We start from the raw sequence: 25399 nt of genomic DNA on the forward strand, positions 1-25399 counted from the left end.
GATTCTACGCCATGCACCCGCCGCGCGTGCGCCGCTGCAACACGAATTTACATTCCGATCATTTCAAAGGATCGCTTCAACATGTCCAGGGCAAGGCGCAGCGACGCGGACAGTGCCGTAGCACGGCAAGGAGCTGCAACACCGCGCTGGACATTGTTAAGCGAGACCATACATGCCTGAATTACCAGAAGTCGAAGTGACGAGAAGAGGTGTCGCGCCTCACCTGGAAGACCGCATCGTCGAGGACGTCGTGTTGCGCCGCGAAGGCCTGCGCTGGCCGTTTCCCCCGAATCTGCGCGAGCTGCTCGCGGGCCGCCGCATCCTCGGCACGGGAAGGCGCGGCAAATACCTGCTGCTGACATTCGAACATGGCACCTTGATCGTCCACCTGGGCATGTCCGGTCATTTGCGCGTGCTGCCGGAGGGTATCGAGCTGAAGAAGCACGACCACTTCGATCTCGTCGTGCGCGGCCCGGAAGGCCGGCGGGTGCTGCGCCTGCACGACCCGCGCCGCTTCGGCGCCGTCCTCTGGCACGATCACGACGACGGCGAGCTGGAGCAGCACGTGCTGCTGCGCGGCCTGGGCGTCGAACCGCTCGAAGACAAGTTCTCCGGCGCCCTGCTCCACCAGGCGACGAGAAACCGCAGCGCCCCGATCAAGCAGGTGCTGCTCGCGGGCGACATCGTCGTCGGCGTCGGCAATATCTATGCGTGCGAGAGCCTGTTCCGCGCCGGCATCAACCCGAAGACGGCCGCCGGCAAGATCAGCCGCGCTCGCTACGACAAGCTCGCCGAGGCGATCCGCGACATCCTTGCCGCCGCGATCGTACAAGGCGGCAGCACGCTGCGTGACTTTATTGCCGTAAATGGTCAGTCAGGCTATTTCCAGCAGACATATTTCGTCTATGATCGTGCAGGAGTTCCTTGCCGCAACTGTGGCACGCCGGTCCGCCAGATCAAGCAGGGCCAGCGGTCCACGTTCTACTGCGCGGTCTGCCAGCGGTAAGGCCATCGACGAGGAACGGGACACGCGGGACACCGATATGCAGGATTTGCAACAGTACGCGCACTGGCGCACGCAGGTCGCCCAGGCGCTGGAACAGTATCGCAGCTGGGCCCAGGGAGCCGAGTTGCTGGACGGGGCGGCGGAACAGCGCGTCGCGCGTGCGCTCGCGCGGCTGCGCGACGACCGGCTGTCGGTCGCATTCGTGGCCGAATTCTCGCGCGGTAAATCCGAGCTGATCAACGCCATCTTCTTTGCCGACTACGGCCAGCGCATCGTGCCGTCGAGCCCCGGGCGCACGACGATGTGCCCGACCGAATTCGCGTGGGAGCCGGCGCTCGTCCCCTGCATCCGCCTGCTCCCGATCGAGACCCGCGCCGAGCGCCTCGCGACGGGCGACTATCGCGACGTCCCGGATGCGTGGACCGTGCTGCCGCTGGACCTGTCCGCGCCGGAGCGCATGCACGAGACCTTCCTGCAGGTGAGCCTCACGCGCCGCGTCGCGCCGGCCGAGGCGCAGCGCTACGGCCTGTACGATCCCGACGACCCCGACCTCGCGGCGACATTGGGCGCGGACGGCCTCGTGGAGATCCCGCGCTGGCGCCACGCGCTGATCAACGTGCCGCATCCGCTGCTCAAGCAGGGCCTCGTGATCCTCGACACGCCGGGCCTGAATGCGATCGGCACGGAGCCGGAACTGACGCTGAACCTGATCCCGAACGCGCACGCCGTGCTGTTCATCCTGGCCGCCGAGACGGGCGTCACGAAGAGCGACATCGACGTCTGGCGCACGCATATCAACGCCGATTCCGGGTCCAATGCGGGCCGGATCGTCGTGCTGAACAAGATCGATGCCTTGTGGGATGAACTGAGGACGCCACAGGACAACGACGCCGCCATCGCGCGCCAGCAGCACGACGCCGCGCGCCTGCTGGGCGTCGCGGATGCGCAGGTGTTCCCGGTGTCCGCGCAAAAAGCCCTTGTCGGCAAGATCACGGGCGATTACGCCCTGTTCGAAAAGAGCCGCATGGGCGCGCTGGAATCGGCGCTGTTCCACCAGCTGATCCCGGCGCGCCAGGACATCCTGCGCCGCCAGCTGCAGGACGACCTCGCGACGTTGACGGGCGCCCAGTCCGCGCTGCTGGCCGCGCGCGGGCGCGACCTCGTCGAGCAGCTGCAGGAACTGCAAAGCCTGCGCGGCAAGAACCAGGGCGTGATCGCGCACATGGTGCGCCGCGTCGAGATGGAAAAGAAGGAATTCGACGCCAGCCTGTTCAAGCTGCAGGGCACGCGCGCCGTGTTCACCACGCTGTCGACGGCGCTCTACTCGATCATCGGCATGGACGTCGTGCAGGACCATGTCGACGCCGTGCGCGCCGCGATGGAAGCCGCGCGCTTTTCGACGGGCATGCGCGCGCCGGTGCGCACGTTCTTCGACCAGGCGCGCGCCAGCCTGGCTGCGGCGCAAGCAAAAATCGCCGAGATCGCGGCGATGATGGAGACGATGGTGCGGCGCTTCTCCGCCGAGCACGGACTCGCGCTGGCGCTGCCGGCCGCGCTGTCGCTGGAACGCTACCGCCGCGAGATCGATGCCATCGAAGCGATCTACGTGAAGCAGTTCGGCACGGCGACCCTGCTCATCACGAGCCGCGGCACCCTGCTCGAACGCTTCTTCGACACGATCGCATCGCGCATCAAATTCGCGTTCCGCGAAGCGAACGGCGATGCCGAGGCGTGGCTGAAGGTGGTCAATGCGCCGCTCGAAGCGCAGATCCGCCAGCATCGCGACCAGCTGCGCCACCGCCAGGCATCGATCCAGCGCATCCTGGAAGCCACCGACAGCCTGGAACAGAAAATCGCCGCCTTCGAGGCGGCCCAACACGACCTGGAGCAGGTCAAGGCGCGACTCGCGAACTTGTCCGGCGCCGTCGCCGACACGCTGCGCGCCGACCTGCCCGAATTGCGAGCAGCCTGATAGATGAAACGCAGCACCGACACCGAAATCCTGTCCGACCCCAGCTTCTCGCGCGCCGTCATCGACTGGCAGCGCGCCCACGGCCGCCACGCCCTGCCCTGGCAGAACACGCGCGACGCGTACCGCATCTGGCTCTCCGAAATCATGCTGCAGCAGACGCAGGTGACGGCGGTGCTGGGCTATTACGCGCGCTTCCTCGAGCGCTTCCCGACCGTGCACGACCTCGCCGCGGCGCCGGCGGAAGACGTAATGGCGCACTGGAGCGGCCTCGGTTACTACACGCGGGCGCGCAACCTGCACGCGTGCGCCAAGCGCGTCGTCGCGGACTACGGCGGCGTGTTCCCGAGCGACCCGGCGCTGCTGGCGGACCTGCCCGGCATCGGCCGCTCGACGGCTGCCGCCATCGCCGCGTTTTCCGCCGGCGCGCGCGCCGCCATCCTGGACGGCAACGTGAAGCGCGTGTTCGCGCGCGTGTTCGGCATCGACGCATACCCGGGCATCAAGCCGGTGGAAGACGCGCTGTGGCGCCGCGCCGACGCGCTGCTGCCGGAAGGCGACGGCATCGAGGCGTACACGCAGGGCCTGATGGACCTGGGCGCCACGCTGTGCACACGCGGCAAACCGGACTGCGACCGCTGTCCGCTGCGGGACCGCTGCGTGGCATTCGCGACCAACCGCACCTCGGTGCTGCCTGTGCCGAAGCCGAAAAAGGCGACGCCGGAGCGGCGCGCGCTGATGCTGGCCGTCGTCGACAACGGCCAGGTGCTGCTGCAGCAGCGGCCGGATTCCGGCATCTGGGGCGGCCTGCTGTCGCTGCCGGAATACGATGGCCACGTGGCGCTGGACGAGGCGGACGACGTGTCGCCGACGACGCTGGCCGGCGCCGCCGGCGAGTTCGGCACGGTGGCCGAAGTGGAACCGCTGCTGCCGCTGGTACACGGCTTCACGCACTACCGCCTGCACATCCAGCCGTACCGCATGGGCGTCTCCGCGCGCGGCGAAACGCCGCCGGGCCACGTGTGGTGGAACCTGGCGACCATCACGGACGCCCCGCTGCCGGCACCGATCAAGAAGCTGCTGGGGCAACTGGCGGCCCCATCGCTGTTCTCCTGACCAAATTCGGGGTCAGAGCACATTATTTGAAAAATTCGGGGTCAGAGCACATTTCGGAGCAATGTTTTCCCAGCACCGCAACGTCGCGGATCACGGGGACGCGCTCTCCAGCCGGGCCTGCCATCGCGCGCAAGATTCAGCAAACATTGCTGCGGAGCCATGTCTCGAAAAAGTGCTCTGACCCCGAATTTTCGAGAAAATGTGCTCTGACCCCGAATTGGGGTCATTGTTCTCCTGACAGGAATTGACAGTGGTCCGGCCTAGACTGGCCGCACTGTCAACCAACGAAGGAGATCATCATGCTGACCCCGACCTATACCATCCTCTACGTCGCCGATCCGCAGGCCAGCGCGCGCCTGTATGGCAAGCTGCTGGACGCGCAGCACGTCGAATCGTCGCCCACGTTCGTGCTGTTCCCGCTGGAGAATGGCCGCATGCTGGGCCTGTGGGCGAAGTCCGATACGGTGCCGGCCGCCGACTTCCACGGCTGCGGCAGCGAGCTCGCGTTCCGCGTGCCCGACGACGCGCAGGTCGATGCGCTGCACGGCAAGTGGCGCGAGGCCGGACTGCGCATCCTGCAGGCGCCGACCAAGGTAGATTTCGGTTATACGTTCACCGCGGCCGATCCGGACGGCCACCGCCTGCGCGTGTTCGCGCGTACCGAGTGAACATCAGAACGTATCGAGCGAATAAATGCGCCGGTGTTCCTTGATCGCATACCGATCCGTCATCCCCGCAATGTAATCCGCAATCTTGCGCGCCTGTTTCATGGTGTCGCCGGACGCCACCTGGTAGTCCGGCGGCAGCAGCACGGGATCGGTCATGAAGGCGTCGAACAGCTCGTGCACGATGCGGCTCGCCTTCACGCGCATGCGGTTCACCTGGTAGTGGCGGTACAGGTTCGCGTGCAGGAAGCGCTTCAGCGCCGTCGTCTCGGCACGCATCGCGTCCGAGAAGCGGATCAGCGGCGGCCCCTTGCGCACGTCGTCGATGCCCTGCGGCGCGGCATCCGCCAGCAGCTCGGCCGACGTCGCGGCCAGGTCGGCCGTCATCGCCGTGATCATCAAACGGATCGTCTCGTACAGCTCGCGCCGGCCCTGCAGGCCCGGGTACTGCTGCACGACCTCGCGGTGCAGGCGCGCGAACAAATCCACCTCTTCCATCTGCTTCATCGTCAGCAGGCCCGAACGCAGGCCGTCGTCGATGTCGTGGTTGTTGTACGCGATCTCGTCGGCCAGGTTCGTCAGCTGCGCTTCCAGGCTCGGTTGCGTCCTGTCGATGAAGCGCTGGCCCAGGTCTCCCAGCTGGCGCGCGTTCGTCAGCGAGCAGTGCTTCAGGATGCCTTCGCGCGTCTCGAACGTGAGGTTCAGGCCATCGAAGGCGCCGTAGTGTTCTTCGAGATGGTCGACGACGCGCAGGCTTTGCAGGTTGTGCTCGAAGCCGCCGTAGTCCTTCATGCAGTCGTTCAGCACGTCCTGGCCGACGTGGCCGAACGGTGTGTGGCCGAGGTCGTGCGCGAGCGCGGTCGCTTCGACGAGGTCTTCGTTCAGACGCAGGCTGCGCGCCAGCGTGCGCCCGATCTGCGCGACTTCGATCGAGTGCGTGAGGCGGGTGCGGAATAAATCTCCCTCGTGATTCAGGAAGACCTGGGTTTTATACTCGAGCCGGCGGAACGCGGTCGAGTGGATGATGCGGTCGCGGTCGCGCTGGAATTCGCTGCGCGAGCCGGGCGATGGTTCCGGATGACGACGCCCACGGCTCTTCGACGACTGCGCCGCGTAGGGAGCCAGGTGGGCGTCGAAGTCGATCATGACGAAGGTGCTCCAACCAAGGCCTGCAGCGTGGCGTCGAGCAGTTCGCGCGGCGCATTCGTGATGCTCGGGCTGCCCAGCGGTTTCAGGAGGATGAACTTGATGGCGCCGCCCTCGTTCTTCTTGTCGACTTCCATCAGCTCGATCCAGCGCTCGACGCCGAGGTCCGGCGCAATGACCGGCAGCCCGGCCGCCTTCACGAGCGCGCGCACGCGGTCGACCGCGGCGCCGTCGATGAGGTTCAAACGGCGCGACAGGTCGGCCGCCATCACCATGCCGCAGCCCACGGCCTCGCCGTGCAGCCACGCGCCATAGCCCAGGCCCGCCTCGATGGCGTGGCCGAACGTGTGGCCGAAGTTCAGCACCGCGCGCAGGCCGCCTTCGCGCTCGTCGCGGGCGACGACGTCGGCCTTGATCTCGCACGAGCGCGCGATCGCGTGCGCGAGGGCCGCGTGGTCGCGCGCCACCAGTTTCCCGATGTTCGCCTCGATCCAGTCGAAGAAGGGGGCGTCGAGGATGGCGCCGTGCTTGATGACTTCCGCCAGGCCGGCCGACAGCTCGCGGTCCGGCAAGGTGTCGAGCGTGGCGGTGTCGGCGATCACGGCGCGCGGTTGATAGAACGCGCCGATCATGTTCTTGCCCAGCGGGTGGTTGATGCCCGTCTTGCCGCCGACCGAGGAGTCGACCTGTGCGAGCAGCGTCGTCGGGATCTGCACGAACGGCACGCCGCGCATGTAGGTCGCGGCCGCGAAACCGGTCATGTCGCCGATCACACCGCCGCCCAGCGCCACCAGGGTCGTCTTGCGGTCGCACTTGTTGGCCAGCAGCGCGTCGAACACCTCGTTCAGGCTCTCCCAGTTCTTGAATTCTTCGCCGTCGCGCAGGATGATGGGCACGACCTCGCGCCCGGCCGCCCGCAGCGGGCCGGCGACCTTGTCCAGGTACAGCGGGGCGACGGTGGTGTTGGTGACGATGGCCACCTTGCCGCTGCCGCCGATGTGGCGATTCAGAAGGGAAGTATCGTCCAGCAGGCCGCGTCCGATCGCGATCGGATAGCTGCGGTCGCCCAGCTCGACGTTAAGAGAGATGCATGCCTGTTCGTTCATTGTCGTCTTTGCGTTGGCCTGCTCGCGTGCGGCGTTGTCCGCGTCGAGCTGGTCCAGGATTGTCTGAACCATCGATTGTACGTTAGGTCGGCCCGTGTCGATGACCATGTCGGCGATCTCGCGGTACAGCGGCTCGCGCTGCGCGGTCAGGTCTTCCAGCTTCCTGCGCGGGTCGGCCGTCTGCAGCAGCGGGCGGTTCTTGTCGTGCGCCGTGCGTGCCAGGATGCTGGAGACGCTCGCGCGCAGGTAGATCACGGTGCCCCGCTCCGCCAGCAGCGCGCGGCTGGCCGGGTTCAGCACGGCGCCGCCGCCGGTCGCCAGCACGATGCCGTTCTGCGCGGTGAGTTCGCGGATCACGTCGGCTTCGCGGCGGCGGAAGCTGGCCTCGCCCTCGATCTCGAAGATCCACGGAATCGTGGCGCCCGTACGCGCCTCGATCTCGTGGTCGGAATCGATGAAGGTCATGTCCAGGCGCCGCGCCAGCAGGCGGCCGATGGTGGTCTTGCCGGCCCCCATCAGGCCGACGAGGAAGATGTTGTTGTTCTTACAGTCAGACACGTGTACGCGTTCAAATAAAAACGGCCAGGTAACCCCTGGCCGCTTTGTTGCAATTGGGCATCCCTTAAGAAAACTTATGGGCAGGTGAACGACAGTTTAAACGGAATACTGGTTACGGAGCCAGCGGGCGTCGTGACCGTGACGTTGAACTTGGCCGTGGACGGTCCCGTGCAATTGGTCGGGCTCGTGCTGCCGACGCTGAACAAATGCGTATAGCCCTGCGGGATGCTGCCCACCGTCAGGCCGGTCGGATCGTCGACGGCGCTGTTCGTGTGCGGCGCGACGCTCGGCACCGTGGCGGGCACCACCGGCGCGGCGTTGCCGCCCAGCATACCCGTGATTGCGACCGTGGAATTGGCCGGCATCGGGTTGTTGTTCACGTCGTTGAACTGCAGCCGGAAGCTCTTGGTCGCACTGGACGGCAGGGTGCCCAGGTCGATCTCCCCGCTCGCCAGCGGCGTGGGGCTGGCGTCCATGTAGACGTATTTGACGGCGCTGCCGCTCATGAAGATCGCGGTCCGAGTGTAGACGGTATTCGTGCCGTCCGTCGAGCTGGCGCAGATCGTGGCCAGGCCGGGGCGGGTCGCGTCCGGGGTGACGGCGTTGCACGGCGTGGCCGGCGTGCCCGGGATCGCGACGCGCGGCGCCTGGGTGCGGAACGCCACCGAGCATACGCCGTTGACGGTGTTGCAGCCGCCTTTGTCGGACGAGCCGATGGCCCCCATATTCGTCTGGAACACGACCGGCGTGCCGTCCGGGACCGGGTTGCCGAAGGCGTCGGCCACCATCACCTGCACGGTCGTGGCGGACGGGTTGTCCACGCTCCAGCCCTCGACGTTGAACGAGCCCGAGCTCAGCGAGAACCCGCGCTGCGCCGGCAGGCCGGTCGTCACGACGATCGAGTCGGACAGGGTCGAAATGTCCGGGCCGCCGTTGGTGCCGGTGCCCTTCAGCGTGGCCTGCACGCGGAACGACGTCGGGGTCGCGCCCGAGTTGACCGTCGTGACCACGCTGCCGGTGGCGTCGGTGGTGTCGCTGGCCTTGTTGATGACGACGTCGGCGCCCGCGGGCACCGGCGTGAAGTCCACGCGCTGGCCGGCCAGCGGATTGCCGAAGATGTCGACGACCTTGTACGTCAGGATCGCGGTTTCGGTGCGGCCGTTGCCGCCGTTGCCGCGCACGACGATCGATTGCGCGGTCGGCGTGGCGCCCACGAACTGCACTGACGCGGCGGCCGGCGGCGCGATCGCCAGCGTGGCCGACGCCGACTTGGCGATGCCGGCGGCCGTCACGGTGATGATGTCGTTGTTGGCGCAGCCCTTGTCGCGGTAGACCGTCTGCACGGTGCCGTTATTGGTCGGCACGGTCGCGGCCAGCGTCGCCTTGCCGGCCGTGACGCACGCGGAGCTGAAGCTGACGTTGACCTGCTGGTCCGTGTACTTGCTGGAACCGTTCAGCACGTCGACCGACAGCACCGTCGAGCCGTAGGCCTGGATGCTGGCCGGGCTGGCGGACAGGGTGCCGAACGTCAGCGTGGTGGTGCCGACGGAATAGTTCGCGGTGCCGCTCACGGTCGTGCCGGCGACGCTCGACGTGGCGGTCACGGTGCCCGCGCCGCCGGAGGCCAGGCTGGCGGCGCGCATGCTGACCTTCGCGACGCCGTTGACATCCGTGAGCGCGGTGGCGGCCGTCGGCGAGAACACGGCCAGCGTGTTGTCGGTGGCGAAGGTCACGATCGCGTTCGGCACGGGCTTCTTGTCCGCATCCAGCACGGTGGCATTGACGGTCAGCAGCGTGGCGCCGGAGAGCGCATTGGTCGACGCGCCGGCCGCGTTCGTGAAGCCCACGGAGACGGTGGGCGCCGCAGGGGTGGTCGTGCCGCCGGTACCGCCGGTGCCGCCGGTCCCCGTGCTGCCGGAACCGGAGCCGGTCCCGCCGCTCACGGCGCCCGGATTGCCGCCGCCGCCGCCGCATGCGGTCAGCACCATGGCCATCAGCAGGCCGGCCACGCGCACGCCGTGGCGCGCCGTGGAGTCGTTCTTGAAGTCGTTCATGTGTGGGGGTCTTGTTGTTGATTCCGTCAATGGCCGTTCTGCAGGCGCTCGGCCACGATCTTGGGCGTGATGAAGACGAGCAGCTCGGTCTTGCTGTTCTGGCGCGACGTCGACTTGAACAGATTGCCCACGACCGGGATGTCGCCGAACAGCGGCACCTTGTCGTCGTTGCGGGTCTCGGTCATCTGGTAGATGCCGCCCAGGACCACCGTGCCGCCGTTCTCGACCATCACCTTGGTCTTCACGTGCTGCGTGTTGATGGCGAAGCCCGACGCGGTCGCCTCGCCCTTCGAATCCTTGGCCACGTCCACGTCCAGCACGACGTTGCCGTCCGGGGTGATCTGCGGCGTGACTTCCAGCTTCAGGTTCGCCTTCTTGAACGTGACCGACGTGGCGCCGCTGCTCGTGGCCTGCTGGTACGGCAGCTCGACGCCCTGCTCGATGATGGCCGGGACGTTGTCCTCGGTGACCACGCGCGGGCTGGAGATGATCTTGCCCTTGCCGTCCGCTTCCAGCGCGGACAGTTCCAGGTTGAGGAAGCGGTTCGCCGCCGACGAGAACAGCGAGAATGCGATCGACGGCGCATTCGTGCCGTTGATGCCGGCCGCCGGCAGGTTCACGAGCGTGGTGTTGGTGTAGCCGTCGCCCTTGTCCGGCGTCTGGCCCGTGACCTGGCCCACGCCCGTCAGGTTGCCGCCGATGGCCACGCGCTGGTTGCCGCTGACCTGGTAACCCGTGTCGCCGCCGCGCAAGGTGCGCAGGTCGGCGAAACCGAGCTTGGCGCCGAGGTTGCGCGAGAAACCGTCGTTCGCTTCCACGAGGCGCGCCTCGACGAGCACCTGCTTGGTGGCGATATCGGTCTTCTGGATCAGTTTGCGGATGTCTTCGATCTTCGATGCGATGTCGGTCACGAACAGCTGGTTCGTGCGCGGGTCGATGATGGCGCTGCCGCGCTTGGACAGCACGCGGTTCTTGCCGCCGCCGTCGCCGCTGGCGCCGCCGTTCTGGTCGAGGCCGAACACGGTACGGAACGCTTCCGCCTTCTGGTAGTTCAGCTGGAAGATCTCGGAGCGCAGCGGCTCCAGGTCGGAGATCTGGGCCCGCTGCTCGAGCTCCAGTTTTTCCTTGGTCAGCAGTTCTTCCTTCGGCGCGATCCACAACACGTTGCCGTTCTTGCGCATGTCGAGGCCCTTGGCCTGCAGGACGACGTCCAGCGCCTGGTCCCACGGCACGTCCTTCAGGCGCAGCGTGAGGTTGCCGGTGACGGAATCGCTCGTGATGATGTTCAGGCCCGAGATGTCGGCGATCGCCTGCAGCGCCTGGCGCACCTCGACGTTCTGGAAGTTGAACGACAGCTTCTCGCCCCGGTAGCCCGCGCCGCCTGCGCCGCCGGCCGGCCGGTTCGGATCTTCCTTGACGGGCTTGACGTCGATGACGAGCTGCGTGTCGCTCTGGTAGACGCTCTGCTCCCAGTTGCCGTGCGCTTCGACGACCATGTGCGTGTTCTCGCCTCGCGGCGTCGTCGTGATGCGCGACACGGGCGTGCCGAAGTCGGTCACGTCCAGGCGCCGGCGCAAGGTCGGCGGCACGCCGGTTTTCAGGAAATCGACGAGGATCTGCGAGCCGACCTGGCGCACGTCGACGGCGACCTGGCCGTTCGGCAGGTCGACGACGATGCGGCCTTCGCCATTGGTGCCGCGGCGGAAATCGAGGTCGCGCAGCAGCGGCAGGCTGGCCGGGACGGCGCTTGCCGCGCGGGCCGGCTCGCCCGCGGCGTCGACGGCGCGCGCGGGCGCGCCCGAGCCTTCGACGGTGACGATGACGTCCTTGCCGTCGACGGCGGTCGCGTAGTTCAGTACGCGCTTGAGGTTCAGCACGAGGCGCGTGCGTTCGCCCGCCTGCACGACGTTCACGCCGCGCACGTCGCCCAGGTTGATGTCCTGGACGTTCTTGCCGGTGGCGTTGGCGGTGGCGCCGAAATCGAGCGCGATGCGAGCCGGGTTGGTGATCGAGAAGCCGATCGGCGGCTGCTTCGGTGGTGCCTTCATGCCCACGCGGATGACGACGTTGCCGCCCTGCTGGTTGGCGCTGATCGACTCGATCGCGTTGTCCTGGGCCCAGGCGCAGGCCGTGGCGAGCGCCAGCAGCATGCCGCCCGCGGCGGAAAGGAATCGGGTCATTTACGGTTCTCCTTGGTTTGCAGCTCCAGCTTCGTCATGCGTCCGGTCCATTCTCCCGCGGCGTCCTGCACCGTTTCGCGGATGTCGACGGCGTCCTCGCCCACGTGCGTCACGACGCCGAAGTTCTGGCCGATGCGCTGGCCGGCCTTCACCTGGTACAGCGCGCGTTCGATCTGCAGCAGCGCGAAGCGCGTGCCGCCCTTTTCCATCGTGCCGACCATCTGCATGGTGTCGAGCGGGAAGGTCTCCAGCTGCTCGCGCGGGCGCTGCAGGTCCGGCTGGTTCGGGTTGTTCGACGTCGCGGCCGCGCGGGCCAGTTCGCCCAGCAGCTTGTTCGCATCGAACGGGTCGACGGCATCCTTCGCACCGTACGCGTAAGGCAGGAAATCCTTCGGCTCGGGCAGCGGCTTCACGGCGGGGCGCGTGTCGCGCTTGACCTGTTCCATCCAGCCGCGCACTTCGCGCACGTCGGAATCGCCGCAGCCGGCCAGCAGCAGGGTCGCCATCAGGGCGCTGATCGCGATGCGCGGGCTCATGCCTTCCCCTTCTTGGCGGTCTTCTTCGCCTTGCGGGCCTTGGCCTGCGCATCCAGTTCGTCCTGGTCGAGGTAGCGGAAGGTCTTGGCGATGGCGTCCAGCGACAGCGTGCCGTCCTTGCCGGCGGTGAGCGCCAGGTTGTTCAGGGTGACGATGCGGGGCATCCTGGCCATGTCGGCCGCGAATTCGCCGATGTCGTGGTAGTGGCCCGTGACCTTGATGTCGATCGGCAGCTCGGCGTAGTAATCCTTGACGACGACCTGGCCCGGCTTGAACAGTTCAAACTGCAGGCCGCGGCCGATGCCGGCCTGGTTAATGTCGGACAGCAGCGCGGCCATCTCGGCCTTGCTCGGCAACTGCTTCTCGAGACGTTCGACGTAGCGGTTCACCTGCTGCTGCTGGGCTTCCAGCGCGTCCAGGTTGATCGCCTGCGCCATCTTGACCTTGTAGTCGTCGCGCAGCTTGAGTTCCTGCGCGGCCAGCGCGTCCTGTTCCTCGAACTGGCTGCTCCAGTAAAAGAAGTAGCCGAGGCCGAGGACGGCCGCCATCACGCCGGCCGCGCACAACAGGCGCGGCGCCAGCGGCCACAGGCCGGGATGGCGTCCCTGCAGGCCCTCGAACTGGGCCGCCAGGTCGGCGAAAGACTGTTTCAGATCGATGTTCATGACTTGGTGCCCGCTTTTTTCGTGGACGGCTTGGCATCCTTGTCGTCGTCCTCGGCGCGGGCGCGCTTGATCGCGACGTTCAACGTGAATTCGACGACCTTGCGGCCAGTCTTGCTCTGCGCAAGCGTGGCCGCGCGCACCTCGGTCAGGTCCGGGCGCTCCAGCCACGGCGAGCTGCCGGACAGGTTGCGCAGCAGCTCCGCCACGCGCTCCTGCGACTGCGCATAGCCGTTCAGCAGCACGCGCTGGCCCTCCTGCTTGAAGCTCTTCAGGTACACGCCGTCCGGCGTCTGGCGCACCAATTCGTCGAGCAGGTAGACGGGCTGGTTGCGGTCGCCCTGCAAGTCCTCGACGGCCTGCTGGCGCGCCTTCAGCGCCTCGATCTCGGCCTTCAGGCTGGCGATCTTGCTGATCTTCTTGTCCAGTTCCGCGTTGGCGTTCTTGAGCACCAGGTTGCGTTCGTTCTGCGTGGCGATGCGGCTGGCGTTGTACGCGCCCACCAGCAGCACGAGCGCGACGCCGACCAGGCCGCCCAGCGCCATCAGCGCGATGAACGCGGCCTGTTTCTGCTTGCGCTTCGCTTCCCGGTGCGGGAGCAGGTTAATGCGGATCATCAGCCGAACCTCCGCAATGCGAGGCCGCAGGCGACGAGATAGCCGGGACCGTCCGTGCGCAGCTGCTGCTCGCGCACGGCGGGGGCCAGCTGCATGCCGAAGAACGGCGCCACGACGGAGGTCGCGATGCGCGTGCGGCCCGCGATGATGTCGGGCAGGCCGGGCAGCTGGGCGCTGCCGCCGGCGAGGACGATCTGGTCGATGCGCGTGTACGGCGTCGACGTGTAGAAGAACTGGATCGCGCGCGTGACTTCCAGCGCGGCGTTTTCGAGCCAGGGCGCCAGCAGGTCGGCGCGGTAGTTGTCCGGCAGGTCGCCCGTCTTCTTGCGCGTTTCCGCTTCCTCGAACGAGAGGCCGTAGGCGCGCACGACGTCCTGCGTGAGCTGCACGCCGCCGAACGGCTGCTCGCGCTCGTAGACGGTCTCGCCGTTCTGCAGCACGGAGACGTGGGTCGCATTGGCGCCGATCTGGAACAGCGCGACGATGCGGTCGCGCGGGCCGTTGTCGTTGTCGAGGAGGCGCTGCAGCGCGGCGCGGGCGGCGTACGATTCGATGTCCATCACGGTGGCCGTGAGGCCGGCCGCTTCGGCGATGGCGACGCGGTCCTCGACCTTTTCGCGGCGCGCCGCGGCCAGCATCACTTCCATGTCCTCGGGCGAACTGGCGACGGGACCGATCACGTCGAAGTCGAGGCTGACCTCGTCCAGCGCGAACGGGATGTACTGGCTGGCCTCGGACTCGACCTGCACTTCGAGCTGGTCTTCCGGCAGGCCGGCCGGGAGGATGATCTTCTTGGTGATGACGGCGGCCGGCGGCATGCCGAGCGCCACGTGCTTGATGCGGGTGCCGCTCTTCTGCACGACGCGGCGCACGGCGTCCGACACGGCGTCGATGTTCTCGATGTTGCCGTCGACGACGGCGCCGCGCGGCAGCGGTTCCGCCGCATGGCGCTCCAGCCGCAACTCACCCTTGCCGCCGTCGGACAACTCGACCAGGCGCACGCCGGACGTACTGATGTCGAGCCCGACGAGCGGCGGGCTCTTTTGTCCGAACAAGGAACCGAGACTGATCACGAGCGCACTCCCCTATCTGCTGCTTCTTTGAACGCCCGCTTGGGGAACTGTTGAAATGGTAGAAATACAGTGCATATATATCAGGCACCGTATTGAATCGTAGCAATACTGATGTTTGAGGACAAGAAATTTCTACACGGGAACATAATAGTGCGCAGCATGAAAACGACACTCCTTTCACTCTGATATCAATCAATCTTGCCTCTGTTTTCACACCTATTGTCCGCTTGTCACGCCGTGCCTCAGATACAAGCGTGACTTATAATGAAATGGATCAATAAAGCGACCAACATTACGCATGAAAGCATCCCAAAACGGGGCCAGCCCCGCGCCGCAGTCTCCTACGCCGAAGCACACACCCAAGCGCATCCTCCTGACCATCCTCGCCACGCTGGCCGGTCTGGCCGTCTGCGGGGTACTCGTGGTCGTGTTCGCGCTGGCGATGGCGTACCCGAACCTGCCCGCCCTCGACACCCTGACCGATTACCGGCCCAAGATGCCGCTGCGGATCTTCACGGCCGATAACGTCCTGATCGGCGAATTCGGCGAGGAGCGCCGCACCCTCGTCCACTTCAAGGACATCCCGGACGTGATGAAGAAGGCCGTGCTGTCCATCGAGGACGACCGCTTCTACGAACACGGCGGCGTGGACTACTGGGGCATCCTGCGCGCGGCCGTGCACAACGCGACCGGCGGCGCGCGCCAGGGCGCATCGACCATCACGCAGCAGGTGGCCCGCAACTTCTTCCTGTCGTCCGAACAGACCCTCAAGCGCAAGGCGTACGAGGCCCTGCTCGCGTACAAGATCGAAAAGAACCTCACCAAGGACCAGATCCTCGAGGTCTACATGAACCAGATCTACCTGGGCCAGCGCGCGTTCGGCTTCTCGTCGGCCGCGCAGATCTACTTCGGCAAGGATTTGAAAGACATCTCGGTCGCGGAAGCGGCGATGCTGGCCGGCCTGCCGAAGGCGCCGTCCGCGTACAACCCGGTCGTCAATCCGAAGCGCGCACGCGTGCGCCAGCAGTACATCCTGCAACGCATGCACGACCTGCGCTACATCACCGACGCCCAGTACGAACAGGCGAAGAACGAGGAACTCAAGATCAAGATGGACAGCACGGCGTTCGGCGTGCATGCGGAATACGTGGCCGAGATGGCGCGCCAGCTCGTGTACGAGCAGTTCAAGGAAGACACCTATACGCGCGGCCTGAACGTGTTCACGACCATCACCAAGGCCGACCAGGACGCCGCCTACCTCGCGCTGCGCCGCGGCGTGATGGATTACGAGCGCCGCCACCCGTACCGCGGCCCGGAAAAATACATCGAGATCCCGTCCGCCAAGGGCGAGGCCGACGAAGCCATCGAGGCGGAACTGGCCGAGCATCCGGACTCGGACGGCATCGTCGCGGCAGTCGTGATGTCGGCGTCGCCCACGCAGGTGAAGGCCGTGCTGGCGTCCGGCGAGGACATCACGATGACGGGCGCCGGCCTGGCGTTCGCCAAGGACTGGCTGTCGCCGAAGGCGGCCGAGACCCGGCGCTTGCGCCGCGGCGCCGTCGTGCGCGTCATGCAGGATGACGATTCGTCATGGCGCATCACGCAGATGCCGGAAGTGGAATCCGCGTTCATCGCGGTGAGCCCGGACGACGGCGCGATCCGCGCGCTGGTGGGCGGCTTCGACTTCAACCGCAGCAAGTTCAACCACGTGACGCAGGCGTGGCGCCAGCCGGGATCGTCGTTCAAGCCGTTCATCTATTCGGCGTCGCTGGAACGCGGCTTCTCGCCGGCCACCCTGATCAACGACGCGCCGATCTCGTTCGACGCGGGTGCGACGGGCGGCCAGGCGTGGGAACCGAAGAACTACGACAACAAGTACGAAGGCCCGATGACGATGCGGCGCGGCCTGACCAAGTCGAAGAACATGATCTCGATCCGCATCCTGAACAAGATCGGCGCCCGCTACGGCCAGGAATACGCAACGCGCTTCGGCTTCGATCCGGACAAGAACCCGCCGTACCTGACGCTCGCGCTGGGCGCCGGCGCGACGACGCCGCTGCAGATGGCCGGCGCCTATTCGGTGTTCGCCAACGGCGGCTACCGCATCAGCCCCTACATCATCTCGAAGGTGACGGATGCCGACGGCAAGGTGTTGTCGGAAGCGCGTCCGGACCGCGCCGGCGTCGACGCCAACCGCGTCATCGACGAGCGCAACGCCTGGCTGATGGACAGCATGCTGAAGGACGTGGCCCGCTACGGCACGGCCGCCAAGGCGTCGCAGGTGCTGAAGCGCACGGACATCGCGGGCAAGACGGGCACGACGAACGATTCGATCGACGCCTGGTTCGCCGGCTACCAGCCGCACCTGGTGGGCATCGCGTGGATCGGCTACGACCAGCCGCGCAACCTGGGCAACAGGGAAACGGGCGGCGGCCTGGCGCTGCCGATCTGGATCGGCTTCATGCAGAAGGCGCTCAAGTCCGAGCCGGTGGTCGAGCGTCCGGTGCCGCCGGGGCTCGTGCAGTACGGCGACGAGTACTATTACGCCGAGAATCCGCCGGGCACGGGCGTGCAGTCGCTGGACGTGGGGCCGGTGGCCCCTGCGGCCGAGCAGAAGTCGCGCGACGCCGTGCGCAACGAGTTGTTCTGAAACTGTCGGAGGCCTTTACAGTTGAATTGCTCGCCTGGAACACTGTTCGGTCAAGTTGTTGTTTCTAAAAGGTAAAGCATTTGCATTGCAAAATGGCATGAAGATTGCTCAGCAGGAAGCCGACGTCCAACACTGTCTTTTCCTGGTGAGCCAATAACATGTTCAAAAAAATACCTGCAATCGCTTTCGCTCTTCTTTCCAGCATCTTTTCGGTACAGTCCGCCAATGCGACCGTGTATTCGGTGGCCTACACCGCGACGGCGCCCAGTTTCTCGATCCTGTCCGGCACGGGCGACGTCGGCGCGACGCTCTCTGTGGGCGATTCGTTGACGGTGACGGTCAACGCCCCCGCCAACAAGGCGTTCCAGACCACCGGGGGATTCATTTTCAATTACCAGATGTGGAGTGGCAGCAGCCAGCTCACCGAGGACGCCACCTACGACTTCTCGCTTGGCGGACTCAGCGTCCTGTCCGGAACCGTGAACAACGCGGCGGCATGCTGCTCCGACGTGCGCCTGCCCATCTACAGCCTGCCCCCGCTGACTTGGGATACCCTGACCTTCACGGCGACGATCGTCAGCGCGAACGGTCCTGTCCAGCTGCTGAACATGTTCGTCTCCCAGCAGAACAACACGCAGTTCATCGACACCGCGGCCGTGCCGGAACCGGCGTCGATCGCACTGATGGCCATCGGTGCGCTGGGCTTCGCGCGGCGCCGCCAGCGCGGCAAGCAGGCCACGCTGGCCTGACCTGGAAGCCGGCGCCCGCCGGCTTTTTTTTCGCCGTCAGCGCAGCTTGACCGGCGCGCCGCCCTGCTGGGTGGCGAAGTCGGACAGCGACGTGAAGAACTCCGTGTCGTCGCGCGTGTTGCGCCACTCGTCGCCCACGCGCTTGTAGTGGAAGCCGCCGGCGCGGGCGGCGATCCACATTTCCTGCAGCGGCGCCTGGCTGTTGACGATGATCTTCGAGCCGTTGTCGACAAACTCGATCTCGAGCACGTTGCCGCTGCGCTTGCACTCGACGTCGACGATATCCTGCTCGAACAGGCGGTCGAATGCCTGCTCGATGTCGTTCAGGGTGGACTCGGCCAGGGCCAAAAATTCGGATTCGGTCATGCTACACTCCAAGGTCTGCTAATCAAACCGTGATTCTAATCGTGAAGTCCCCATTTGCGCTCCTGACAAGCCTGGCGACCCTGATGGCGCTGTCGGCCTGCGGCCAGACCGGTCCGCTCTACATGCCCAAGCCCCCCGCCCGTCCCGGTGCCGCGCCTACCAGCGCCGCCCCGGCCGGCACCACCACGAACACGGCCACTCCGGCGGTCCAGATCTCCCCGCCGGCACCCGCTGCCGGCGTGACCGTCCCCGCCGCCGGTTCGAATGCGAACAATACCGAAGCGAACAACCAGACGCCGCCGGCCACCCAACAGTAAGCACCGATTTCATGTCTCACTTCACTTATCAAGACGGCGTCCTGCACGCCGAACGCGTTCCCCTGTCCAGGATCGCCACCGAACACGGCACCCCGACCTACGTCTACTCGAAAGCCCAGCTGCTGGAAAACTTCGCCGGCTACGCGCGCCCATGCGCGGGCCGCGACGCGCTGGTCTGCTATGCGATGAAGGCCAACTCCAACCTGGCCATCCTCGACCTGCTCGCGCGCCAGGGCGCCGGCTTCGACATCGTGTCGGGCGGCGAACTGCTGCGCGTGATCGCGGCCGGCGGCGACCCGGGCAAGGTCATCTTCTCGGGCGTCGGCAAGACGGCGGCCGAAATCGCGCTGGCGCTGGAAAAGGGCATCCTGTGCTTCAACGTCGAGTCGATTCCCGAACTGCACCGCATCAACGAAGTCGCCGGCCGCATGGGCAAGCGCGCGCCCATCTCGCTGCGCGTGAACCCGAACGTCGACCCGAAGACCCACCCGTACATCGCCACTGGCCTGAAGGCGAGTAAATTCGGCGTCGCGTTCTCGGACGCGCTGGCCACCTACCGCACCGCCGCCGAACTGCCGCACCTGGACGTCGTCGGCATCGATTGCCACATCGGCTCGCAGTTGCTGGACGACGCGCCGCTGCTGGAAGCGCTGGACAAGCTGATCGAACTGATCGACGCGCTGGCGGCCGAGGGCATCCACCTGCACCACCTGGACGTGGGCGGCGGCCTGGGCATCGACTACGGCACGGGCGAGGATTCGCCGGTACCGATCTCGCATTACGTCGAGCGCGTGTTCGCGCGCGTGGACGCATGGCGCGCCGAGAAGCACGGCGGCCAGCCGATCAAGGTGATCTTCGAGCCGGGCCGCTCCATCGTGGGCAACACGGGCGTGCTGCTGATGTCCGTCGAATTCCTGAAGCCGGGCGAGGAAAAGAACTTCTGCGTCGTCGACGCCGCCATGAACGACATGGCCCGTCCGACCCTGTACCAGGCCTGGATGGACGTCAAGCCGGTCGTGCAGCGCGATAGTAGCGCGGTGACCTACGACCTCGTCGGCCCCGTGTGCGAATCGGGCGACTGGCTCGCCCGCGACCGCGCGCTGGCCGTCGAGCCGGGCGACGTGCTGGCCATGATGGCGGCCGGTGCCTATGGCTTCACGATGGCGTCGAACTACAACACGCGCGGCCGCGCGGCCGAGGTGCTCGTCGACGGAGACCAGGTGCATATGATCCGCAAGCGCGAGAATCCGGCCGACCTGTTCGCGCTCGAGACCATCGTCAAATAATGACGTCGCCCCCGCGCAGGCGGGGGCCCAATTTCTCGCGCAGCACCTACTCCCTCCCCCGTGACCGGTCATCCGGCCACATCTGCGCCGCGCACGCGGCAGCCTGCTCGTTCCAGCGACCGCCCAGGTCGAGACAGCGTTCGAGCAGGCCATAGCGCGGCCGCCCCATGCCGAACACGAGCACGAGGGCCAATACGACGACGATCACCAGCGCGAGGGGCCACTTCATGTCGTCATGATCGCACGGAAGCCGGTGTAATACGTTTTTCGGCACGCGCGCGGCTGAGGCTCCACCACACGCGCAACAGCAGCAGCACGCCGACGACGCTGCCCCACACGATGGGCTGCTCGAAGTTGTGCTTGCCCGCCTTCATCCACCAATAGTGCAGGATCGCCAGCGGCGCGATCACATAGATCACCTTGTGCAGCAGGGCCCAGTTGCGGCCGAGCCGCCTGATCATCGCATTGGTGCTCGTCACGGCCAGCGGGATCAGCAGCACAAAGGCGGCGAAACCCACCGTGATGAACGGACGCTTGAGCACGTCCTTCCACATGGCGGCCACGTCGAAGAAATGGTCGAACCACAGGAACGTGATGAAGTGCATGAACGCGTAGAAGAACGTGAACAGGCCCGCCATGCGCCGCAGTCGTACGACCCAGTTCCAGCCCGTCAGGCGCCGCAGCGGCGTGATGGCGAGCGTCGCGCACAGCAGGTACAGGGCCCAGTCGCCGCTGCCGTGCGTGAGGAATTCGACCGGGTCGACGGGCACCCCGGCCGCCGTCAGCCACGCCATGCGCAGGAACGGCAGCAGCGCCAGCACGAACAGCGCGGCCTTCAGGGCCTTGAACTGCCTCGGGGACGGATTGAACGCCATCACAGCCCCCGCTCAATAAAACTTCTTGAGATCCATGCCCGTGTACAGCGAGGCGACCTCGTTATAGCCGTTGAACAGCAGCGTCTTGCGCTTGGGCGTGAACAGGCCGCCCTCGCCGATGCGCCGCTCCGTCCCCTGCGACCAGCGCGGGTGGTCGACGTTCGGGTTCACGTTCGAATAGAAGCCGTACTCGTCGGGTGCGATGCCGTTCCACGCCGTGCGCGGCTGGTCGCGCAGGAAGCGGATCTTGACGATGGATTTGGCCGACTTGAAGCCGTATTTCCACGGCACGACGATGCGCACGGGCGCGCCGTTCTGGTTAGGCAGCACCTGGCCGTACATGCCGACGGTCAGCAGGGTGAGCGGGTGCATGGCTTCATCCATGCGCAAGCCTTCCACGTACGGCCATTCCAGCACGCGGCTTTTCACGCCCGGCATCTGGCTGCGGTCGGCGAGGCTCGTGAATTCGATGTATTTCGCGTTGCTCGTCGGTTCGACCTGGCGGATCAGGCTCGAGAGCGAATAGCCGACCCACGGAATCACCATCGACCAGCCCTCGACGCAGCGCAGGCGGTAGATCCGCTCTTCCAGCGGCGCCAGTTTGGCCAGGCGGTCGAGGTCGATCGTTTGCGGCTTCTTGACTTCGCCTTCGATCTGCACGGTCCACGGCCGCGTGCGCAGGGTGTGCGCGTTGGCGGCCGGGTCGGCCTTGTCCGTGCCGAATTCGTAGAAATTGTTGTAGTGGGTCGCGTCGTCGAACGAGGTCTGCTTCTCGTTCGTCGAGAACGCCGGGTTGCGCGTGGCCGGCAGTTTTTGCACCGTACCTTGTGCGAAGGCTTCGCGCGTGGCCATTTCCCACAGCGACGAGCCGACGACGGCCGAGGCCGCAACCTTGGCAAGGAACGCGCGCCGGCCTTCGTAGACCTCGCGCGGCGTGATTTCGGACGGGAACGGCAAATCGATGCCGTTCGGATTTTTTCTGATCAACATGGCGGCTCCGGCTGTAAATAATGTTTCTCGTGACGTATCAACGTTACACCATCTGCCGCCGCAGGGTCGTCCGGGCGCCGATTTGTTACCAAATCCGGCCAACGGACATAAACGAACACATTACAGCTTGCCGTAAGAATGCAGGCCCGACAGGAACATGTTCACCCCGAGGAAGGCGAACGTCGTCACGACGAGGCCGATGAGGGCCCACCACGCCGCCGCGCGGCCGCGCAGGCCGGACATCAGGCGCATGTGCAGCCACGCCGCGTAGTTCAGCCAGACGATCAGCGCCCATGTCTCTTTCGGGTCCCACGACCAGTAGCCGCCCCAGGCCTCGGCCGCCCACAGCGCGCCCAGGATCGTGGCGACGGTGAAGAACGCGAAGCCGACGGAGATCGCCTTGTACATCACGTCGTCCAGCACCTCCAGGGACGGCAGGCGGTCGGCCAGGATGCCGTGCGACTTCAGCAGGTAGGCCGAGCCGACCATCGCCGCGAGCGCGAACGTGCCGTAGCCGATGAAGTTCGCCGGCACGTGGATTTTCATCCACCAGCTCTGCAGCGCGGGCACGAGCGGCTGGATCTCGGCGGCGTCGCGCGCGACCGTGTACCACAGCAGGAAGCCGACGGCGGCCGAGATCACGAGCAGCACGAACGGGCCCAGCTGGCGCGTCTGGTAACGCTGTTCGTAGTACAGGTAGAACATCGCCGTGATCATCGAGAACAGGATGAACACTTCGTACAGGTTGGACACGGGGATGTGGCCGACGTCGGTACCGATCAGGTAGGACTCGTACCAGCGCACCATCATGCCCGTGAAGCCGAGCACGACGGCGGCCCAGCACAGCTTGGAGCCGACGCTGCCGCCGAACGGCGAACGGGTGAGCAAACCGAGCCAGTAGAATACGGTCGAGAACACGAACAGCGCGCTCATCCACAGGATCGCGGACTGGCTCGACAGCATGTATTTCAGGAAAAATTTCTGGTTCGCGGCATCGAGCGAGCCGCCGTACAATTGCACGGCCCACAGCGCCACCAGCGCGACGAGCGGCATCAGCCAGCGTACCGGCTTGAACGTCCAGCCGACGAAGGCGAAGGTCGGCGCGGCCAGCACCAGGATCGCCCGCTCGTAGATGTCCATGTAGGCGCCGAAACGGCTCAGCGCGTACAGCGCGGCGGCCAGGAGGCCGGCGCCGAACAGCCAGTCGATGGCCGTGAGGCGCTTGAAGAAGCCCGGCGGGCGGATGTACGCCGCGCCTTGCGCTTGCGATGCGGATGAAATGTCCATGGATGTCTCCTGTTTCCTTGCTCTGCTAGCTTACGCCGATTGCGGCAATTTGGTCTTCAAGTCTTCGAATTCGCGCTCGAAATCGAGCGTCTTGCGCTGCGTGCTCATCGCCATCAACGCATGCGTGCCGCCGTCCGGCGCCGGTTTCACCCAGACCCAGACGCGACGCTCGCGGATGTAGAACATCGAGAAGATGCCCAGCACCAGCAACAGGCAGCCCACATAGACCACTTTCTTGCCGGGCGAGCGCGTCACCTGCAGCACCGACGCCTTCACTTCCTTGAAATCGTCCAGCGCGAGGAACACGGGGGCGCCGTAGAAAAAGCTGTCGGACAAGGCGTTCGTCGCCTGCTGCAGGAAGCGGCCGTGGGCCTCGGTGGGCGTGGCGGGTTGCTCGCCGGCGCGCGCACGCGCAGCCTGCCACAGCTCCCACATGGCGCCGTTGAGCATCTTCATGAACACGGTCGCCGCCTTTTCCTGCTCCGCAGCGGGGATGCGCTCGAGGAATTTTGACACGGCCAGGTAGCCGCCCTGGTTGCCGTCGCCCGCGAAGATGGCCAGCGTCTTGGCGGCCGATTCCTGCAATTGCGTGGACAGCGCGCCGCTCGCGTCGCCCGGCGGCAGCGCGCGCGCGGCGTAGCGGCGGGCCGCCTCTTCCCGCAGCGACGGGTCCGCGAGCGCGGCGCGCAGGCGCATCCATTCGCGCAGGCCGTGGTCGTCATCGGCCGGGATGCGCAGGAAGCTGAATTGGTCGGACGGATTGTTGCGCACGCCGGCCAGGAACACTTGATGGCCTTCCAGCGTCACGGGCTGCATGTAGTTCAGGTATTCGCGCGCCTGGCCCGTCTTGTCGCGCAGCTTGTATTGCACGCTGGGACCGACGTTTTTCAAGTCCTTGTTGCCGACGTTCTTCGCGGCCGAGCCTGAGTGCTGGGACAAGGTCTGGGCGAACTGTTCCTCAAGGCTCTTGCCCTTGGTGACGGCGCGCGCATCGTTGTTCTGGCTCGTATTCTCGACGTTGAACGGACGGAAGCCCGACCATTCGACCGAATACACCTCGGCGCCCTGCTTCAACTCGGTCGCATTGCCGACTTCGCCTTCGAACGAGAACGATTTGTCGCTCGTGCCCGTCATGGGCCAGCCCGTCAGCTTGAGCTTGCTGCCGCCATCCTCGAAGCTGGACTGGTAGACGGCGATGCCGCGGTAGATCAGCGGCTCGTTGACCTTGATGGTGGCGGGGAAGGCCTTGCCCGTCTCGTGGTCGCGGATCACGACTTCGCTGGCGAACAGCTTCGGCATGCCCGTCGAGTAGAAGTCGATGATGAATTTGCGCAGCTCGATCGTGAACGGCAGATCCTGCACGAGCACGCCGTCGGCCTGCTGGAGCAGTGCCGTGTCGCTGGCCTGGCCTTCCGGAATCATCGTGTTGCCGCGGAAGGTCGGGTTGCCGAGGCCCAGGCGGTGCTGCGGCGGGATGGCGGAGATGAGGCCCGTGCCGGCATACGGTGTCTTGCCCATGAACCATTGCTGGAAGCGGATAGGCAGGTTCGAATCGAGCAGGCCGCCCAGCAGGATGACGATGATGGCCGTGTGCGCGAAGATGTAGCCGAACTTGTTGCCGGCGCCCTTTTTCGCGGCGACGAGCACGCCGCCCGCCTTGTCGACCATCTTCGTTTTATAGCCGGCGTCGACGAGCCGGGACGCCGTCTGCTGCGCGAGCGGGACCATGTCCAGCGGCGCCGTCCATTCGCTCCGGTGGTGGAAATTGCGCAGCGATTCTTCGCGCACGGAATCGCGCCAGCTCCGCATGTCGCGGATGAACTTGGGCGCATTGCGCGCGATGCACAGGCTCGTGGACACGATCAGGAACGCGAGGATCAGCAGGAACCACCAGGCCGAATAGACCGTGTACAGGCTGAGCTTGCGGAACACTTCGAACCAGAACGGTCCGAACTGGTTCACGTAGTCCGGCATCGCCCGGTCCTGTTGCATGATGGTGCCGATGATGGCGGCGATCGCGATCATGACCAGCAGGGTGATTGCGAAACGCATCGAGGACAGCAATTCGACCGTTTCCGCTACGCCGCGCCGGCGCGTCTTCAGTTCAATTCCGGTGGTACTCATCGACTTTCACTCTAGACACAACATTCATCGAGGATACAACAAAAGGGCGCACCGCTTGCGCGGCCGC

22 protein-coding genes are annotated in these 25399 nt (G+C 65.9%); 8 read left to right on the forward strand and 14 right to left on the reverse strand.

What is annotated here, in order from left to right; all coding sequences use genetic code 11:
- Positions 1–172: 172 nt before the first annotated feature.
- From mutM to ACEN9H_RS28100, 4 genes are all read left to right on the forward strand, one after another.
- Positions 173–1006, forward strand: a complete 834-nt coding sequence (mutM, locus tag ACEN9H_RS28085; protein WP_056126562.1) for a bifunctional DNA-formamidopyrimidine glycosylase/DNA-(apurinic or apyrimidinic site) lyase — start codon at positions 173–175, stop codon at positions 1004–1006.
- 37 nt (positions 1007–1043) lie between these two features.
- Positions 1044–2978 carry a dynamin family protein gene (locus ACEN9H_RS28090; protein WP_413672884.1) on the forward strand — a complete coding sequence of 645 codons (1935 nt, stop codon included), beginning with the start codon at positions 1044–1046 and terminating at the stop codon, positions 2976–2978.
- A gap of 3 nt (positions 2979–2981) precedes the next feature.
- Positions 2982–4091, forward strand: coding sequence for an A/G-specific adenine glycosylase (gene mutY, locus ACEN9H_RS28095; RefSeq protein WP_413672885.1), 1110 nt, complete (start codon positions 2982–2984; stop codon positions 4089–4091).
- A 299-nt stretch (positions 4092–4390) separates the two neighbouring features.
- A complete protein-coding gene (locus ACEN9H_RS28100) occupies positions 4391–4759 on the forward strand; it encodes a VOC family protein (RefSeq protein WP_413672886.1) in 369 nt (122 codons plus the stop codon).
- 3 nt (positions 4760–4762) lie between these two features.
- Here the strand turns inward: ACEN9H_RS28100 and ACEN9H_RS28105 are convergent, their stop codons facing one another.
- The 8 genes from ACEN9H_RS28105 to ACEN9H_RS28140 form a co-directional block, all read right to left on the reverse strand.
- Positions 4763–5902 carry a deoxyguanosinetriphosphate triphosphohydrolase gene (locus tag ACEN9H_RS28105; RefSeq protein WP_160406698.1) on the reverse strand — a complete coding sequence of 380 codons (1140 nt, stop codon included), beginning with the start codon at positions 5900–5902 and terminating at the stop codon, positions 4763–4765.
- Positions 5899–7566 carry a bifunctional shikimate kinase/3-dehydroquinate synthase AroKB gene (gene aroKB, locus ACEN9H_RS28110; protein WP_413672887.1) on the reverse strand — a complete coding sequence of 556 codons (1668 nt, stop codon included), beginning with the start codon at positions 7564–7566 and terminating at the stop codon, positions 5899–5901. Before aroKB ends, ACEN9H_RS28105 begins: the two co-directional genes overlap by 4 nt.
- Positions 7567–7640: 74 nt before the next feature.
- A complete protein-coding gene (locus ACEN9H_RS28115) occupies positions 7641–9620 on the reverse strand; it encodes a hypothetical protein (protein WP_413672888.1) in 1980 nt (659 codons plus the stop codon).
- Between the two features lie 26 nt (positions 9621–9646).
- A complete protein-coding gene (gene pilQ, locus ACEN9H_RS28120; RefSeq protein WP_413672889.1) occupies positions 9647–11800 on the reverse strand; it encodes a type IV pilus secretin PilQ in 2154 nt (717 codons plus the stop codon).
- Positions 11797–12336, reverse strand: coding sequence for a pilus assembly protein PilP (locus ACEN9H_RS28125; RefSeq protein WP_413672890.1), 540 nt, complete (start codon positions 12334–12336; stop codon positions 11797–11799). The genes pilQ and ACEN9H_RS28125 overlap by 4 nt, the downstream gene beginning before the upstream one ends.
- Positions 12333–13001 carry a type 4a pilus biogenesis protein PilO gene (locus ACEN9H_RS28130; RefSeq protein WP_056126548.1) on the reverse strand — a complete coding sequence of 223 codons (669 nt, stop codon included), beginning with the start codon at positions 12999–13001 and terminating at the stop codon, positions 12333–12335. The genes ACEN9H_RS28125 and ACEN9H_RS28130 overlap by 4 nt, the downstream gene beginning before the upstream one ends.
- Positions 12998–13615, reverse strand: a complete 618-nt coding sequence (locus ACEN9H_RS28135) for a PilN domain-containing protein (protein ID WP_371765265.1) — start codon at positions 13613–13615, stop codon at positions 12998–13000. The genes ACEN9H_RS28130 and ACEN9H_RS28135 overlap by 4 nt, the downstream gene beginning before the upstream one ends.
- Complete coding sequence (locus ACEN9H_RS28140) at positions 13615–14688, reverse strand: pilus assembly protein PilM (RefSeq protein ID WP_056126544.1); 1074 nt, start codon at positions 14686–14688, stop codon at positions 13615–13617. Before ACEN9H_RS28140 ends, ACEN9H_RS28135 begins: the two co-directional genes overlap by 1 nt.
- A gap of 298 nt (positions 14689–14986) precedes the next feature.
- Here ACEN9H_RS28140 and ACEN9H_RS28145 point away from each other — a divergent pair, with 298 nt between their 5' ends.
- A complete protein-coding gene (locus ACEN9H_RS28145) occupies positions 14987–17338 on the forward strand; it encodes a penicillin-binding protein 1A (protein ID WP_160406713.1) in 2352 nt (783 codons plus the stop codon).
- A gap of 158 nt (positions 17339–17496) precedes the next feature.
- Entirely contained in the window at positions 17497–18087 is a 591-nt protein-coding gene (locus ACEN9H_RS28150; RefSeq protein WP_413672891.1) for a PEP-CTERM sorting domain-containing protein, read from the forward strand.
- Positions 18088–18123: 36 nt separating this feature from the next.
- Here ACEN9H_RS28150 and cyaY read toward each other — a convergent pair whose 3' ends face one another.
- Entirely contained in the window at positions 18124–18453 is a 330-nt protein-coding gene (gene cyaY, locus ACEN9H_RS28155; protein WP_056126539.1) for an iron donor protein CyaY, read from the reverse strand.
- A gap of 41 nt (positions 18454–18494) precedes the next feature.
- Between cyaY and lptM the strand changes: the two genes are divergently transcribed.
- The gene (gene lptM, locus ACEN9H_RS28160) at positions 18495–18770 is read left to right on the forward strand and encodes an LPS translocon maturation chaperone LptM (RefSeq protein WP_229412148.1); all 276 of its coding nucleotides are present in this window, start codon (positions 18495–18497) and stop codon (positions 18768–18770) included.
- Positions 18771–18781: 11 nt separating this feature from the next.
- Complete coding sequence (gene lysA, locus ACEN9H_RS28165; RefSeq protein ID WP_413672892.1) at positions 18782–20056, forward strand: diaminopimelate decarboxylase; 1275 nt, start codon at positions 18782–18784, stop codon at positions 20054–20056.
- Between the two features lie 46 nt (positions 20057–20102).
- Here the strand turns inward: lysA and ACEN9H_RS28170 are convergent, their stop codons facing one another.
- The 5 genes from ACEN9H_RS28170 to ACEN9H_RS28190 form a co-directional block, all read right to left on the reverse strand.
- Positions 20103–20285 carry a hypothetical protein gene (locus tag ACEN9H_RS28170; RefSeq protein ID WP_036239466.1) on the reverse strand — a complete coding sequence of 61 codons (183 nt, stop codon included), beginning with the start codon at positions 20283–20285 and terminating at the stop codon, positions 20103–20105.
- Between the two features lie 4 nt (positions 20286–20289).
- Positions 20290–20931 carry a sulfite oxidase heme-binding subunit YedZ gene (locus ACEN9H_RS28175; protein ID WP_413672893.1) on the reverse strand — a complete coding sequence of 214 codons (642 nt, stop codon included), beginning with the start codon at positions 20929–20931 and terminating at the stop codon, positions 20290–20292.
- A 12-nt stretch (positions 20932–20943) separates the two neighbouring features.
- A complete protein-coding gene (gene msrP, locus ACEN9H_RS28180; RefSeq protein WP_413672894.1) occupies positions 20944–21921 on the reverse strand; it encodes a protein-methionine-sulfoxide reductase catalytic subunit MsrP in 978 nt (325 codons plus the stop codon).
- 120 nt (positions 21922–22041) lie between these two features.
- Positions 22042–23208 (reverse strand): c-type cytochrome biogenesis protein CcsB, encoded by a 1167-nt coding sequence (ccsB, locus tag ACEN9H_RS28185; RefSeq protein WP_413672895.1) that lies wholly within the window; start codon positions 23206–23208, stop codon positions 22042–22044.
- 30 nt (positions 23209–23238) lie between these two features.
- Positions 23239–25332, reverse strand: a complete 2094-nt coding sequence (locus ACEN9H_RS28190) for a cytochrome c biogenesis protein ResB (protein WP_413672896.1) — start codon at positions 25330–25332, stop codon at positions 23239–23241.
- Positions 25333–25399: the final 67 nt, after the last annotated feature.

The organism is Massilia cellulosiltytica, from assembly GCF_047325105.1.
GTDB lineage: Bacteria > Pseudomonadota > Gammaproteobacteria > Burkholderiales > Burkholderiaceae_D > Telluria > Telluria orientalis.

Excerpts from the sequence above, each read along its gene's own strand:
- mutM (WP_056126562.1), top strand. The coding sequence starts at position 173 with ATGCCTGAATTACCAGAAGTCGAAGTGACGAGAAGAGGTGTCGCGCCT.
- ACEN9H_RS28090 (WP_413672884.1), top strand. The coding sequence starts at position 1,044 with ATGCAGGATTTGCAACAGTACGCGCACTGGCGCACGCAGGTCGCCCAG.
- mutY (WP_413672885.1), top strand. The coding sequence starts at position 2,982 with ATGAAACGCAGCACCGACACCGAAATCCTGTCCGACCCCAGCTTCTCG.
- ACEN9H_RS28100 (WP_413672886.1), top strand. The coding sequence starts at position 4,391 with ATGCTGACCCCGACCTATACCATCCTCTACGTCGCCGATCCGCAGGCC.
- ACEN9H_RS28105 (WP_160406698.1), bottom strand. The coding sequence starts at position 5,902 with ATGATCGACTTCGACGCCCACCTGGCTCCCTACGCGGCGCAGTCGTCG.
- ACEN9H_RS28115 (WP_413672888.1), bottom strand. The coding sequence starts at position 9,620 with ATGAACGACTTCAAGAACGACTCCACGGCGCGCCACGGCGTGCGCGTG.
- pilQ (WP_413672889.1), bottom strand. The coding sequence starts at position 11,800 with ATGACCCGATTCCTTTCCGCCGCGGGCGGCATGCTGCTGGCGCTCGCC.
- ACEN9H_RS28125 (WP_413672890.1), bottom strand. The coding sequence starts at position 12,336 with ATGAGCCCGCGCATCGCGATCAGCGCCCTGATGGCGACCCTGCTGCTG.
- ACEN9H_RS28130 (WP_056126548.1), bottom strand. The coding sequence starts at position 13,001 with ATGAACATCGATCTGAAACAGTCTTTCGCCGACCTGGCGGCCCAGTTC.
- ACEN9H_RS28135 (WP_371765265.1), bottom strand. The coding sequence starts at position 13,615 with ATGATCCGCATTAACCTGCTCCCGCACCGGGAAGCGAAGCGCAAGCAG.
- ACEN9H_RS28145 (WP_160406713.1), top strand. The coding sequence starts at position 14,987 with ATGAAAGCATCCCAAAACGGGGCCAGCCCCGCGCCGCAGTCTCCTACG.
- ACEN9H_RS28150 (WP_413672891.1), top strand. The coding sequence starts at position 17,497 with ATGTTCAAAAAAATACCTGCAATCGCTTTCGCTCTTCTTTCCAGCATC.
- cyaY (WP_056126539.1), bottom strand. The coding sequence starts at position 18,453 with ATGACCGAATCCGAATTTTTGGCCCTGGCCGAGTCCACCCTGAACGAC.
- lysA (WP_413672892.1), top strand. The coding sequence starts at position 18,782 with ATGTCTCACTTCACTTATCAAGACGGCGTCCTGCACGCCGAACGCGTT.
- ACEN9H_RS28170 (WP_036239466.1), bottom strand. The coding sequence starts at position 20,285 with ATGAAGTGGCCCCTCGCGCTGGTGATCGTCGTCGTATTGGCCCTCGTG.
- ACEN9H_RS28175 (WP_413672893.1), bottom strand. The coding sequence starts at position 20,931 with ATGGCGTTCAATCCGTCCCCGAGGCAGTTCAAGGCCCTGAAGGCCGCG.
- msrP (WP_413672894.1), bottom strand. The coding sequence starts at position 21,921 with ATGTTGATCAGAAAAAATCCGAACGGCATCGATTTGCCGTTCCCGTCC.
- ccsB (WP_413672895.1), bottom strand. The coding sequence starts at position 23,208 with ATGGACATTTCATCCGCATCGCAAGCGCAAGGCGCGGCGTACATCCGC.
- ACEN9H_RS28190 (WP_413672896.1), bottom strand. The coding sequence starts at position 25,332 with ATGAGTACCACCGGAATTGAACTGAAGACGCGCCGGCGCGGCGTAGCG.